The following is a 14,957-nucleotide window of genomic DNA, read 5'->3' as shown; positions in this document are numbered from 1 at the left end:
GGATGCAGCTGGTGAATAAGGGGTAATACCCCTCGCTTATCCCGCAATACCGCCGTCACCCTCCGGGTACTCTGCGAGAACCCCTACGGGGAACGCCAGTTCGACGGGACAGAAACTGACACCGCCGACTGGACTCACCATAGAATGGTGCGGCTAATCGAACAAAGCCCACCTTCGTGGACTAAAGACATTCAGCCCACGAAGGTGGGCTTTGTAACGATAGCCCCAAGGCTTCCAGCCTGCGGGCGGTATGTCGGGTAAGCCAGAAAACTATTTGCATTAGGATATAAGGAGCCAGACCCACCATTCGCCAGCTGTATCCTTGAAGAAGTCGGGGATCTGCACCTATTTGCAGTCTTACAAATCAGAACGATAAATTAGCACAATTTGATAGTCTAATGCATGTCTTACTTGTTTTTCAGTAATCATGCTAGGTAGAGAACCTATAGCCGATGAGTTAAAACTAAATTGAGATGCTTTCAATATAGCTAAAGGCCATCCCAATTTCTTATAAGTATCATAAATATTATTTATATTATGTCTATAGTTAGGATTATAAAAGCTCCTAAGATGGAATTTATTTTTATAAAATTGACAACCTTCTTCCAGTAATATACGTTTTTGTATACTAAAGCCAAAATGATTATTGCTAAATTTTACCCACAGTTGATCAATTGTCCGCAGATCAGTTTGTGATAAATTATGAAGGTCATACATGTGGTAATAATATTGATTTTTACTCCCTACAGCTTCCTGAATTTTTTCACGAGTTTCTAAGTTAGCTTGCAGCCATTCTCCAGATGCTAATAAGTTACGTAAACTGCTATAATCTGCCCCTACTTCTGACTGTAAAGGAATATGTTGTAGTAAATTTTGTTTTTCATCTTCTGTAGCAGACTGAAACAGTAAATCGTAAGCTACCCACTGTAATAATCCCGTTTCTGTTAAAAAAATCTGGTTCAAAAGCTCTTGACCTTCTTTACCATATTTGAGAGCATCTGATAAAGCTGCAATTCTACTTTCCTGCGAATTGCTATCAAGACGATGCTTAACGCCTTCAATTCCGCCTAGCACTAACCCATCTATAGGAGGTGGTGCTTGTCCACCAAGTACAGCATCATATTCTCTGGGTTGCTTAGTATTATCTGGCATCGCTTTTGACCTGTGGCTAATACCAGTGTTCCCAAATTTAGGCTATTTTGCAGCTTGCTAATTTTTCTGCGATCGCAGACAGGGTTCTGCAACCTGTCCAAAAGTCACCTAATCCCCAACCCATAAATGCACCGCCACGGGGTAGGTGTCCGACGTTAGCACTCAAATCGAATTGCAAATCATTCCAATATCGCCAAGCACCTTGAGAAAACCATCCCACACCTTTACCAAAGCGACACCACGCTTCCCAGTCAGGATTTGATGTACCGCCAACGATTTGCCAGATATGCGTCTGTACACCAAAGCCAAAGCGTCCGTTACTATATTTTTGCCAGAGAGTTTCAATCGTGTTTAAGTCTTCACAAGGGAATTTTTCAATGTCTGATGGGTCTAAAAACCCTTGTGAATTGCGATCGCATACGCCCAGCATAATACTAGCAGTTTCTTGGTCTGCATCTTTCCACTTTCCGGAAGCGAGCAAATTCTGCAAATGACTGTAGTTTATACCAACCGCAGAGATTAATTGTACATCAGTGTGTAGATGGGATTTTACTTTTGCTAATGCTTGTTGTCCAAGCAGCGACGATACTGTAAATTGCAGCTTTTCAGATTCAGTATTTATAATCTGAAACACCAATTTTGTACCAGTTTCACCATACTTTAGGGCTTCTGTAACGGCGATAATTTGTTGTTCTACGGATGTGGCATTGATCAACCGTCGTTTAACACCTTCAATACCACCTAAAACCACACCATCTTTAGGCGGTGTTACTTGTCCACCAAGCACAGCATCATATTCTCTTGGTTGATTGAGATTTTCTGACATTGCTGTTTTTATTTGGAAAATGCTTGTAATCTATCAATACAGCCTTGCTTCACTGCCTCAATTAAAATATCTTTTGCACCCCGTCGTTTAAAGTAAAGTGCTGCATAATTACGTTGTATCTGCGTACCATTGAACAGGTAATGTCGAATTCGGTCTTTACCTTCATGGGTATTAACTAAACCCAGCGTATAGTCAACTAACTTGCAAGTGGCGCTAGTGCGGTCATTTTCTAGATTATCCATCAGTGTATCAACATCGGACACTCCGCCAGCACGGGCCATCGCAACAAAAGCATCATATCTGTCAATTTTATTGCTATATTCCTGAAGTATTTCTTGTACTAAAGGTTCTGGTCGAGAAGCTAGTAGTGAATAAGCTACTTGGCGTACTTTCCATAATTTATCTTCTAACGCCCAGATTACTAATTCCAAACCTGCTTCGCCATACTTGAGTGCTTCTTCTAGTGCAGCGATTTTTTGTTCAACTACCGAATTTGCCAAGCGTCTTTTAACACCTTCCAGCCCTCCTAAGACTACAGCACCAGGAGGCGCTTTTTCTTGACCGCCAAGCACAGCATCATAAACTCTTGGGCGATTGGTATTTTCTTTCATCAGGTTTTTACTGTTGAGCCTACTACTTAGTGTTCCCAATCGCTTACTTTATTTGATCTATGAGTCGTAGTGTGATCGCTGTAATCATCTAACTTAAGAAACACTCTTTTTAAGACTGATTTTACTCTGAATCAGGTAATCCCCAAACTTTAACAGTCGCGTCTTGACTACAACTAATAATTTTTTGACCATCTGGGCTAATGACTACACCGAAAACACAAGATGTATGCCCTTTAAGAGTTTTTTTAAATCCTGTATTTAAATCCCATACTTTGATAGTGCTGTCATAGCAACCACTGATAATTGTTTGCCCATCAGGGCTAAATACAACTGAGTAAGCACCAGATGAATCTGTGAGGCTACGTTGAAGTTCCCCTGTATTTAAATCCCAAATTTTGATAACCTGTTCCCAACTACAACTAACTATTCTCTGGCTATCTGGACTAATAGCTATACAAAAAACATTACATGGGTGTGCTTCTATAGTAAGTTTAAGCTCTCCTGTAGCTAAATCCCACAGTTTAATAGTTCCATCATGACTACTGCTAGCAATTGTCTGTTGGTCAGGACTAATAGCAACTGAACCAACAAAATCTGTATGTCCCTCTAAAGAATGCTTAATTTCTCTTGTATTAAATTCCCAAACTTTCGCCGTTTTATCCTGACCACCTGCACTAACAAGAGTTTGTCCATCGGAACTAATAGCTACAGATTTCACTTGCCCCACATGAGCATTTATAGTGTATTTAACATCTCCATTATTCAAATACCAAACTTCAATTAAACCGCGAAAAGTAACTATAATTGTCTGACAATCTGGGCTAATACATATAGATTCCATCCATAAGCCAGTCCTTTGGACTTTAAACTTTATCTCCCCTGTATCTAAATTCCAAACGTTAATTATATTATTCTCTCCACTAACAATTGTCTTTCCATCTGAGCTAATAGCAATAGCCCTAACAAGTATTGAATGCTCCTTAAAGGTAAAAAGACAGTCAAAAAATAGATAAGGATTATAATTTTGTAATGTTTGTTTTATTTTTGGTTCTGGTCTTTCTAGTAGTAGCTCATATGCTGTCTTCTTTACCTGCTCTGATTTATCCTGCAAAGCTTGAATCATTAAGTTTAAGCCTGCGTCCCCGTATTTAAGTGCGTCTTGGAGTGCAATAACTTTTTGCTCAATAGTTGCACTTGTCAACCTTCTGTTAACACCTTCTATTCCACCTAAAACTAAACCATCAACAGGTGGTGGTACTTGTCCGCCAAGTACAGCATCATATTCTCTAGGTTGATTCTGATTATCTGCCATTGCATTTTTACCACTCGACTATTAGTAGTATTCCCATCTTTTTTACGATTCTTTTTAACGAATCGCCAAGACGCAGAGGACGCAAAGAGAAGATTATTTGAGTTTGGCGATCGCACCCCTCTCAACTAACATTTTCCCCGTCAATAAATCCTTCACCGTCACTACTAATACCCGTTGTTGATTCACTTCAAATTGTGCCTGTATTCGGTCTATTCCCGTTTGTCCAGGCGGTTCAATATGAGCGACACATACTTGTTGATGATGAGTTTCTAAAGAACGATAGCTATCTTGTTTTACTAACTGGCTACTAGTCATTCTTCCTTGAGCATCGTAAGCAACTTCTGCTTGAGAAACTTCTGCTACTTCGCCAATATCAAGACGAATTTCTCGCTGTCCTTCGGTGGCTACTTGCAAAGTTAAAGGTTCAGAACGCGCCCCTGGATATTTTGCACCTTTTTCAATCAAAGTAAAATAAGAATAAGTTTTGCTGTGGGGTTCCCAAAGCCGGATAGCATAACTGTGGCGCAGGTAGTCATCAACTGCTGCCATTTCGCTTAATGCTAATGCGCCATGTGCAACAGCTTCAAATGGTTTATCTAATTTAACTTTTTGTCTGCCAAAATAAGAAATTACTAGTTGTTGAATCGCCGGAATTTGACAAGTACCACCGACTAATAAAACCTGTTCGATGGTAGATTTAGCGATACCTTTGGAAAGTGCGATCGCTAATACTTCATCTAATGCTTGTCTTAACTGTTCTAATAATTGTTGATTTTCTAAAATTTCGCTTAAATCGTCTTGATGTAACTGCAATTCATGGGACATAAAATTTTCATCATCAAACCAAGCTTCTTTCGCTTCATCTGCTGTCGAAAGTTGAATTTTCACCCGTTCTGCTAGTTCCAATAAATTCATAAACCCGATTTCTCCAACTTCCGCACGCGAGGAACCGATTTTTTGCAGATAATATTCAACAATCCAAGTATCGATATCGACACCACCAATAAAAGCATCCGACTTGCCAAGAACTTCAGCACGCACTGCTTGCTGTTCGGAAGCAACACTGACAGTCCGCACTAAACTTAAATCTAGAGTTCCACCACCAAAATCGACTACCAAAACCAGAGTACCAGGACGCTTGACTGCATAACCAAGGGCTGCTGCTGTCGATTCATCGACAATTTGCACTGCGGGAATATTTAGTTTATCTCCCAAGTTGCGGAACCACTCAAGATATCGTTCAAATGCACCTACGGGAACTGTGAAGATAGCGTGACTTGGTTGTAATTGCTGTTCAATTTGTTGCCAAATTTCCCTCAGAAACAGTTCTGAAACTACCTCAGCACTATAACTATTACCATCCAACTGTCGCGGCGGTGGCACAAAATCTGCGGCTAAATCGCGTTTGAATGCCCGAAAACAGCGTTCCGGTTGGGCAAATCCTAAGCGTTTGGCGCGTACAGATTCACCAAACAAAATGCTATTTTGCCCTTCCACAAACACCAAACTCGGTACGACGCTTACCTGTTCCGCCCCAATCTCAAACCGACGCGACATCGAATCAAATCGCAATGTTCGTGGTTTTTGCGTGATCAAATCTGTAGTACAAACAACAGTGTTGCTTGTACCAAAATCAATTATTACTGTAGTCATTTATCATTGGGCATTGATTACTAAATTATTCTCCTTGTTCCCTTATCCCCTCATTCCCCTACTTTCCCTTCCCTGGTAAAGTGCGGCTGACTTTGGCTGGGCAAAGAATTTGTCCTTGATGCTGATAACCGACAAATCGAATGTAAACTAGTTCACCTTCTGTAATATCAGCGGTGTCTGGTTGATGAAATTGGGAATTATAAGCCACTTGTTCCCAAGGTTTACCTATCTGTTCATAACCCCATTTACTAAGCAAATTATCTACAGGCGTAAACAGCGAAAGCAAATTTTTCGCAGGTAATTCTGGTTTCACACTCACCATTTGGTGAATGCTGGGATAGTTTGTCAGCAATGTCTGCAATTGTTCAAATGTAGAAGTGCGAAATTCTGCTGTCAGTTCAAGACGCTGGTGTTGTAATTCTTCATGCAGTCGTAAACCTTCTTGATGCAGTGCTGCTTTTTCTGAAACAAGTTGGTGTATTTTTTGTTGTGATTCTAAGTATTTTTGTTGAGATGCTTGAAGTTCATCTTTTAGTAGTTTAATTTGCAATCCCTTGTCGAGTTTTAAGGTTGTTCCAGCGCTAATTATTGGAATAATCAACAGTAACACCAAAGTTGCGATCGCAATTACTAGAAGGCTTGGCAGAGGAAACATTCCTATACCTTGGATATCTGATAGGATGTCTGCAATCATTTACGTCCCTCCTATTTTTGTTTGAGAGACTGTTGTTCTGTTCCTGTCGCGTTTTCTTCTCCCTCATAATATTCAGGAAGCAGTTCTTGAGTTTCTACCTCTCCTAAAGCACCTTCAATTCCAGATGTTGTGCTAGTACAACTTGCACCAGAAGCACCAATCACAGTTTCCGTAATTTTCCCGTCTTTACCAATGCGGTACTCTATTTTTTGATACTCTGCCATAAGTAAAATATTTATATTTTCAAAGTTGTCAAGCAATACACAATTACTTCGTTGTATCACTTCTGCAAGCAAACAGCAATTATCAGCTGACACTAGCACAAATAAATGAACGAGTAAGATCTGTTGCCAATATAATAATACAAATGTACCATGATTTTAGCAGATTTAGGCAATAAGTAGGCGATCGCAACTTTAGCAAGCTTGTAATAAAGTTTTTGGGAACCCTAATTAAGAATTAAAAGGTAAAGCAACATGACTGATAATCAAAATCAACCTAAGGATTATGATGCTGTACTTGGTGGACAATCGCCGCCTCCTGTAGATGGAGTTGTTCTTGGAGGAATTGAGGGAATTAAGCGTTGTTTATCAAATCCTGTAGCCAATGTGCGAATTGCTGCACTTAGCGAAGCCTTGAAATATGGTGATGCAGGATTGGATATTTTGATTCAAGCGTTGCAAGATAAATCGAGGTTAGTACAGCGTTTTGCTTATCGACTATTAAAACAAAGAGTGGAACCACAAGTTAAACAAGCGTTGCAAACATATAAACCTTGGAACTTACAAGAGAGATTAAATAAGTATCCAGGTTATAATGGGATAAATGTTAGTCAATTTGCCAATCGAGAAGTTGTAGATTTTGATTCAAATATAGGTATTGTTGAACCTGTTAACAATGCTTACGCCCTCAGATGCGAGCATGATGATGAAGAAGAGGAGGGTTTTACAACTAAATTTAATAGATTTCTTCAAGAACCCAACGCCGACAAATTAGAAGCTTTAGTATTTGGCTTTTGGGGAGAAGCATACGAAAGGGATTCAAGTCGAATTATCGCAGCTTTAGTTGATGCTAAAGAATATTTAATTAATCTCAAAGCCATTTTGATGGGCGATATTACTTACAATGAATGCGAAATTTCTTGGATTAAACAAAGTGATATAAGTCCCATTTTGCAAGCTTATCCTCAACTAGAGATTTTACAAGTTCGTGGTGGGGATGGTTTGCAATTTAGTCCACCACTGCGACACGATCGCCTCAAAGCATTAATTGTAGAAACTGGTGGATTAAGTCGAGATGCTGTCGCCCAAATTTGTAATATGAATCTGCCAGCATTAGAACATTTGGAATTATGGTTTGGTAGCGAACATTACGGCGGAGATTGTTGGGTAGAAGATATATATCCGATTCTTTTTGAAGAGAAGTTTCCTAACTTAACTTATTTAGGGTTACGCAATAGTCAATTTACCGATGAAATAGTCAATGCTATTGTGGCTTCTCCAATTATTAATTCTATTAGCGTACTTGACCTTTCGATGGGAACTTTGAGTGATGCGGGTGCTGAAGCATTTCTAAATTGTGAGGCTATCAATTATCTTGACATTCTCAACGTTTCCGAAAGCTTCTTATCTCAGGAAATGATTCAGAAGTTGTCTAATTTAGATGTGCGTGTCTTGGCAAATAATCAGAAAGAAGAAGATGAGGATAGCTACATACATGGACGCTATTGTTCTGTTGCTGAGTAATTTATATGTTAATCATGTTCAGTATTAAATAAAAATATTAGGCATTTTAAATGAATAGCAATCTAAATCAACCCGGCGAGTTTGATGCAGTACTTGGTGGAAATGCACAGCATCAAAATTATGCTGTAGTTTTGGGAGGAATTGAGGGAATTAAAAATCGCCTCAGTAGCAAAGATTATGAAGTCAGAATTGCGGCGCTTGAAGATACTCTTAAATATGGTGACGTAGGAATAGATTTGTTAATAGAAGCGTTATGCGATCCTTCCGAAGAAATACATGAGCTTGCTATTAATTTACTACGTAAAGCTGGTATTAAAGGAAAACAGGCATTACTAGATTACGATCCTTGGTTAGTTTTGACTACATTTAATAAGTGGGAAGATTATTATTACGATCGGATTAACGATCCAATAGGTCAGGCATATTGTCTAAATAGTCAAAACTATATAAATAGTAAAAATAAATTAATGCGATTGCTTCAAGATCCAAAGGCAAAGTTCATAGAAGCACTCAAATGCCAATTTTATTATAGAGATCCCAATTGCAAAACAGCCTTTAAAGATTTTGCTAATACACTTGTTAATGTTAGTAAATCTCTAACAAATTTGAAAGCATTATTAATTGGTGACTACTGCGATTTAATCAACATTAAATATAAACACTCTAATACTCAAGTATGTAGTATTCATCCTCTGCTAAAAACCTATCCTAAATTAGAATTACTTCACATACGTGGGCGTATGCTTGAGGAAGATATTCTCAAACCTGAATTAAAGATAGTCCAAGTTCGCAATAGCCACAATAATTCTAATATTCCTATCAAGCCGTTAAAGCATGAAAGCTTAAAGACTCTAATTATTGATGCTGATGGTATATCGGATAATAATCTTAGAAAAATTTGTCAATTAGATTTACCATCGCTAGAGTACTTTGAGCTATGGCTAAATAGAAGCGATTTAAGCAACATTAAAATGGATACTTTAACCCCTATGCTTTTAGGTGATTCTTTCCCTAACTTAGCGTACTTAGCAATAAGAAAATGCGGTAATATGAGCGACGTTGCTAAGGCTATTGTTAATTTTCCCATCATACAAAACTTAAAGATATTGGAATTAACAGATGGAAATATAAGCAATGGGGATGTTTTATTAAAGTCTCCAGCAATTAATCACCTGCATACTCTCAATATTTCTGGTAATCGTTTACATAAAGATACAATTGAGCAACTTTCTGAGTTGAAATGTCGAGTAATTGCAGATTCTCAGTTTAGCGATCGCTATTACTCGGTCTGGGAATAAACTAAAGCCAAAATCAGCATTTGTCAATCAATCAAAGTAGCGAATATAACAATATAGACGATATACATAGGCGTGATGCTTCGCAGATATAGTGTCTAAGACTCAAGACAACCTAATATGAACAACAATCCAAATCAACCCAGAGAATATGATGCGGTGCTTGGTGGAGAAATACCACCTCCGGTTAGCGGTGTGGTTTTAGGCGGAATTGAGGGGGTAAGAAATCGATTGCAAAGTTCCGTGGTTGAGGCGCAGGTTGGGGCGCTTTCTGAAGCTTTGAATTACGGGGATGCGGGTTTAGAGATAGTGATTCAAGCCCTATATAATCAGTCAGGACAGGTGAGATTATCAGCTTATAATATTTTGCGATCGCGCCCTGAACCATCTGTAAAACAAGCACTGCAAGACTTTAATATTTATGAATTTTTTCGGTGCGATCTTACATTACAAGCATATTACCAACAAGTTCATTCTGTAGCTATTAGCCCAGACGGCAAAACCTTGGTATGTGGTGCAGGTGATAACCGTCATAACAGTATAAATTCGCCAAGAGTTTGGAATTTAGAAACAGGAGAGCAAAAATTCGATCTGCGCTTTAATTATCATCACACTAGTGATATTAATTGGGTAGCTATTAGTCCTGATGGACAGAAGATGATTAGTGCTGGAGCAGATAAAATCATCATGCTTTGGGATATAAGTGCAGGCAAATATCTTGGGAAATTAAGCAAGCATTCAACTGTAATTTATGCTTTAGCTATACATCCTAATGGAGAAAGCTTTTTTAGTACAGATGGGAATGGATGTATCAAAGTTTGGCGCTGGAATTGGGGTGGAGAAATTGCTACTTTAGAAGGGCATTCTCGCTCAATTTATGCTCTCTGTATATCTCCTGATGGCAAGCTGTTAATCAGTGGAGGCGAAGATAGAATTATTAGAATTTGGGAAATAAATTCTAGACGAGAAATATGGAAGCTTCAAGGACATTCACACTCAATTCGCTCTCTAGCAGTTAGTCCTGATGGGCGTTATTTGGTCAGTGGTAGTGACCAAAGAATCAAAATTTGGGATATGCAAACTGGAGAACAATTATTTTCTTTTTATGGACATGCTGATTGGGTTCGTTCTATTGTATTCAGCCTCAATAGTCAAACTTTTCTGACTGCTGGCGACCAAAATATTAAAGCTTGGGATGTAGCTTCAGGTAAAAAGATATTTTCATTTCAAGCACATACAGGAGCAATTCGTTCATTAGCGCTTAGTGCCGATGGGCAAACATTAGTGAGTGGTAGTGTAGATCACAAAGTTAAAGTATGGAGGTTTTAATGTCAGAAAGTATTAGTCAATTTTTTATCAAACTGGAAAACTGGAAATTCCAGCAATTTAATCCTCAAGTTGGTATTATCAACCCAGAAACTCATGCTTATGCGATTGAATTTTTCCCAGAAAATCGTAGTAAAAGTATGAATTTAGAGACTTTTCATACTCTCTTACAAGACCCTCGCGTCAGCCAAATTCAAGCTTTGATTTGTCAAATAGAATATGAAAATTACTATAACGATAATGTCTGCTTTGGAATTGTTTTAGAAGCCCTGTGTGATGCTTGTGAAAAACTGCCTAATCTTAAAGCATTATTTATCGGAGATGCAGAGCAACATGAATATCGCAAATCTAAGCTAGCAGTTTTTGATATTCGCCCAATTCTAGAAGCATTTCCCAATTTGCAATTGCTAAAAGTACGCGGTCAATTTTATGAATATCCCTTAGAGTGCGAATTTTTAAAACATGAAAATCTAAAAACACTAATCATCGAAACAGCAGATATTGATGAGAGAAATTTTGCTCAAATTTGCGCTTTGAAATTACCAAATATAGAATGTATAGAACTATGGCTTGGTAGAGGGCTATATCATTTACATAATTCAACATTTATCATGGATCGGTTGATACCAATTTTGTTTGGTGAAACATTCCCAAACTTGGCTTACTTGGGATTGCGTAGTAGCGAATTTTCTGATCTGCTTGCAGAGAATATAGTGCAGTCACCAATTATTGAACGCCTCTTAGTGCTTGATTTATCAATGGGTAATTTAAGCGATCGCGGCGCAGAGGCTTTGTTAAACTGTCCAGCTATAAATCAGCTTCATACCCTCAACATTGGTAACAACTGCGTATCAGAAAGCATGGTTCAACGATTGTTACAACTTAACTGTCAGGTAATTGCAGATGAACAGGAAAGTGAGGTTGATAGAGGATGTGGTGCATCACGATACTCTGCTTTACATGAGTAATATAGAAATCTAATTTTATTTTTTGAGTACTAAAAATTAGCAATAGTCAACATGAATAATAATCCAAAACAACCGAAAGAATTTGACGCAGTAATTGGGGGATATGCACCAGATAATAGTGCTGTTTTAGGAGGGATTGCAGGAGTCAAGAGTCGGTTCAAAAGCGGGGTTTTTGAGTTACAGACTGCTGCACTTGCTGATGCATTAAATTATGGAAATGCAGGGTTAGATTTGGCGATTGATGCATTGCAGGATTCCTCACATAAAATTCATAAAATTGCGGTTGAACTATTGCAAGAAACAGAAGAAGAAGGAAAACAAGCACTTTTAGGATGTCAGCCTGAGTTGTTTTTTACAACTTTAGAAGATTGGACAGCAGAAAAGTTTAATCCAGAGACTGGTATTACTAATCCATCGGAGACAGCCTATATAGTAAATATTGAACAATTGAAGTTACTATTGCAAAACCCACAAGTTAATCAAATTGAAGCATTAATTTGTCATTTATCTGGGTACGACTGTTATTACGAAGTCAGCCACGATTTTTATAGTTACATTGATACTCTTTATGAAGCACGTCAGCAGTTAAGCAGTCTGAAAGCTTTATTTATCGGTGATTGTCGAGATGATCGCTACAAAAAATCTTATATAGGGGTGGGGGATATAAGTTTAATATTGCAAGCTTATCCAAACCTAGAAGTACTACATATTCGTGCTTGTTGCAACGAACTGGAATGTGAAAAATTACAACATAATAATTTAAAAACTTTAATTGTTGAGACAGCAAATCTTAGCGATGTAGCAATTTATCGCCTTTGTTCGCTCGATTTACCAGCATTAGAGTATTTTGATTTATGGATGGGCAGAACTTCTGAACATAGTTCCGCTCATACTATTGATAGTCTCAGACCAGTTCTTTTTAGTGAATCATTTCCGAATTTAAGCTATTTAGGTTTGCATAGTGATTATGCTGATGCAATAGCAGATGCGATCGCACAATCTACTTTCATGGCTGAATCTCCCCTTCTCGCAACCCTGGAAGTACTAGATTTATCAATGGGAAATTTGACAGACGCAGGTTTGAACACTTTGATTGAATCAGAGGCGATTATTAATCTACATACTCTCAATATTGCTCTCAACTATGTCTCAGAAGAATTTATTCAGGAGATTAAACAATCATCCCTGATTGATTGTTTATTAATTGCTCATTCTCAAGAAAGAAGAAGTTACGGATATAGCCCTTCTCGTTATTCGGTGTTATACGAATGAAAAATTTTACATCTACAAATTTTTACTTATAAATTAGGATTAGCCAATACGAATAAAAATATATCAGAAAATGTTTAACTTTATCCTCATCGCCAACCCCGAAAATCGTCGTGTCGGTTTCCTCCAACAAGCACTAACTCATTTCAACTTACCACCAGCCACAGTAGTAGATTACGCAGACTTAATTTCCCGTAAACAAACTCTCGAACAATTCAACGCACCCAACACCATTATCCGCTTCGATTCTCCAGAAAAGAACTTTGATATCGATCAAGCCATCATCGCCGCAGGTTTCAATGTATCGGATAACGGACAACATCAACGCATCAGTCCTGGCGAAGCTATGGAATTAGAATTCGACAAAGGACGCATCCTCTACCCGCGACAGTGGTATTTAGGCTGGCGATATCTCCTACAAAAATGGGAATCTCAACTTACTCCACTCCAGGGTTACTTCATGAACCATCCGCAAGACATTGCTGTGATGTTTGACAAACCAGCTTGTCACGAAATATTCAGCCGTCACAATATCCCCGTTCCGCGATCGCTTGGTAAAATTCACAATTACGAACATTTGCGCGAACAAATGCAAATGCAGGGAATTGAACGAGTATTTGTCAAACTCTCCCACGGTTCCGCTGCTTCTGGAGTGGTTGCTTATCGCGCAAATTCCCGTTTTGAATCAGCCATTACCACCGTTGAACGAGTGCGAGAAAATGGGGAAACTCTACTTTACAACTCTCGTAAAATTAGACACTATACCCACCGCGAAGAAATCGCCGATATCATCAACATCTTGACAGCAGAAGGGGTACAAGTTGAAGAATGGCTACCCAAAGCACATTTACAAGGATGCGGTTTTGATGTGCGCGTGGTGGTTATCAATGGTGAAGCACAACATATCGTTGTTCGCCTTGGTAAAAGTCCCATGACAAATTTGCATTTGGGAAATGAACGGGGAGATACAGAGGAGTTTTTAGCAAAAATTGGTGCAGAAAATTGGGAGATGATGAAGCGAACTTGTGAACAAGCAGCTAGCTTATTTCCTAATAGTTTGTATTGCGGAGTTGATTTACTGATTTTACCGGATTGGAAAACTCATGCGATTTTAGAGATTAATGCTTTTGGTGATTTATTACCGGGTATTTTGTGGGATGGGATGGATACTTATACGAGTGAAGTTAAGGCAATTTTGGAACGAACCGCAGAGGCGCAGAGAACACAGAGAATAGAGAGAAATCTTTAATATGCTTAATATGAATAAAATTGTTGGAACTCATGATATCTTATTTATCACCCTAGACACTCTACGCTATGACGTAGCCAAAAATTTACTCGCACAAGGACGCACTCCTAATTTAGAAAAAGTTCTACCAAACACAGGCTGGGAAGAACGCCATTCACCCGGAAATTTCACTTACGCCGCGCATCATGCGTTTTTTGCCGGGTTTTTACCCACACCTATAACGCCAGGAATTCACCCCCGGATTTTTGCTTTAGGATTTGAAGGAAGTACTACCACAACTGATGAAACTTGTGTGTTAGATAGCTCAAATATTGTTAGTGGATTAGCTGCTAATGGATATCATACAGTTTGCATTGGAGGAGTTGGTTTTTTTAACAAACGCAATCCTTTAGGTAATGTAATTCCTGGGATGTTTGCCGAAAGTTATTGGAGTCCAGAATTAGGCGTTACTAATCCCAAATCCACAGAAAATCAGGTAAATCTTGCACGACATATTTTAGAAAAAACCCCACATAATCAACGGATATTTTTATTTATCAATATTTCGGCTTTGCATCAACCAAATTATTTCTATCTTCGTGATGCAAAAGATAAAATCGATACCATTGAATCTCACGCCGCAGCTTTGGAATACGTTGATAGTCAATTAGCTAATCTCTGGGATGCTGTACGACAAAGAAATTCTACTTTTTGTATTCTGTGTTCCGACCACGGGACAACTTATGGTGAAGATGGTTACACTGGACATCGACTTAGCCATCCTATGGTTTGGACGGTTCCCTATGCAGAGTTTATTTTATCAGGACTTACGCAACTGGCACAGGCGATCGCTAAATTTCAGTACATATGTATTGCAT

14 protein-coding genes are annotated in these 14,957 nt (G+C 38.6%); 7 read left to right on the top strand and 7 right to left on the bottom strand.

The window, feature by feature from the left end:
- Positions 1–357: 357 nt before the first annotated feature.
- The 7 genes from BV372_RS31450 to BV372_RS31420 form a co-directional block, all read right to left on the bottom strand.
- Complete coding sequence (locus tag BV372_RS31450) at positions 358–1,152, bottom strand: GUN4 domain-containing protein (RefSeq protein WP_086690931.1); 795 nt, start codon at positions 1,150–1,152, stop codon at positions 358–360.
- A gap of 37 nt (positions 1,153–1,189) precedes the next feature.
- Positions 1,190–1,978: a GUN4 domain-containing protein gene (locus tag BV372_RS31445; RefSeq protein WP_086690929.1), complete on the bottom strand. Its 789-nt coding sequence runs from the start codon at positions 1,976–1,978 to the stop codon at positions 1,190–1,192.
- Between the two features lie 8 nt (positions 1,979–1,986).
- Positions 1,987–2,589 carry a hypothetical protein gene (locus BV372_RS31440; protein WP_086690927.1) on the bottom strand — a complete coding sequence of 201 codons (603 nt, stop codon included), beginning with the start codon at positions 2,587–2,589 and terminating at the stop codon, positions 1,987–1,989.
- A gap of 121 nt (positions 2,590–2,710) precedes the next feature.
- On the bottom strand, positions 2,711–3,901 hold the full coding sequence (locus BV372_RS31435; RefSeq protein WP_086690925.1) for a WD40 repeat domain-containing protein: 1,191 nt from the start codon (positions 3,899–3,901) through the stop codon (positions 2,711–2,713).
- A 93-nt stretch (positions 3,902–3,994) separates the two neighbouring features.
- Entirely contained in the window at positions 3,995–5,554 is a 1,560-nt protein-coding gene (locus BV372_RS31430) for an Hsp70 family protein (protein WP_086690923.1), read from the bottom strand.
- Positions 5,555–5,612: 58 nt separating this feature from the next.
- Complete coding sequence (locus BV372_RS31425; RefSeq protein ID WP_179198299.1) at positions 5,613–6,248, bottom strand: molecular chaperone GrpE; 636 nt, start codon at positions 6,246–6,248, stop codon at positions 5,613–5,615.
- Positions 6,249–6,259: 11 nt separating this feature from the next.
- The gene (locus tag BV372_RS31420; protein ID WP_086690933.1) at positions 6,260–6,472 is read right to left on the bottom strand and encodes a DUF2997 domain-containing protein; all 213 of its coding nucleotides are present in this window, start codon (positions 6,470–6,472) and stop codon (positions 6,260–6,262) included.
- A 252-nt stretch (positions 6,473–6,724) separates the two neighbouring features.
- On the opposite strand from BV372_RS31420, the gene BV372_RS31415 reads away from it, so the two are divergent.
- The 7 genes from BV372_RS31415 to BV372_RS31385 all read left to right on the top strand — a co-directional run.
- Positions 6,725–7,993: an STM4015 family protein gene (locus BV372_RS31415; protein WP_086690922.1), complete on the top strand. Its 1,269-nt coding sequence runs from the start codon at positions 6,725–6,727 to the stop codon at positions 7,991–7,993.
- Positions 7,994–8,043: 50 nt separating this feature from the next.
- The gene (locus BV372_RS31410) at positions 8,044–9,291 is read left to right on the top strand and encodes a HEAT repeat domain-containing protein (RefSeq protein ID WP_086690920.1); all 1,248 of its coding nucleotides are present in this window, start codon (positions 8,044–8,046) and stop codon (positions 9,289–9,291) included.
- Between the two features lie 117 nt (positions 9,292–9,408).
- Positions 9,409–10,617 (top strand): WD40 repeat domain-containing protein, encoded by a 1,209-nt coding sequence (locus BV372_RS31405; RefSeq protein WP_086690918.1) that lies wholly within the window; start codon positions 9,409–9,411, stop codon positions 10,615–10,617.
- Positions 10,617–11,582 carry a hypothetical protein gene (locus BV372_RS31400; protein ID WP_086690916.1) on the top strand — a complete coding sequence of 322 codons (966 nt, stop codon included), beginning with the start codon at positions 10,617–10,619 and terminating at the stop codon, positions 11,580–11,582. The genes BV372_RS31405 and BV372_RS31400 overlap by 1 nt, the downstream gene beginning before the upstream one ends.
- A gap of 51 nt (positions 11,583–11,633) precedes the next feature.
- The gene (locus tag BV372_RS31395; RefSeq protein ID WP_086690914.1) at positions 11,634–12,854 is read left to right on the top strand and encodes a hypothetical protein; all 1,221 of its coding nucleotides are present in this window, start codon (positions 11,634–11,636) and stop codon (positions 12,852–12,854) included.
- A gap of 70 nt (positions 12,855–12,924) precedes the next feature.
- Positions 12,925–14,100, top strand: a complete 1,176-nt coding sequence (locus tag BV372_RS31390) for an STM4014 family protein (RefSeq protein ID WP_086690912.1) — start codon at positions 12,925–12,927, stop codon at positions 14,098–14,100.
- A 10-nt stretch (positions 14,101–14,110) separates the two neighbouring features.
- The coding region (locus BV372_RS31385; RefSeq protein ID WP_256973569.1) for an STM4013/SEN3800 family hydrolase at positions 14,111–14,957 on the top strand (847 nt) is incomplete at its 3' end.

This window comes from Nostoc sp. T09 (assembly GCF_002154695.1).
GTDB lineage: Bacteria > Cyanobacteriota > Cyanobacteriia > Cyanobacteriales > Nostocaceae > Aulosira.
Note: the sequence above shows the minus strand (reverse complement) of the source record. Positions and strands in the feature narration are given on the sequence as shown.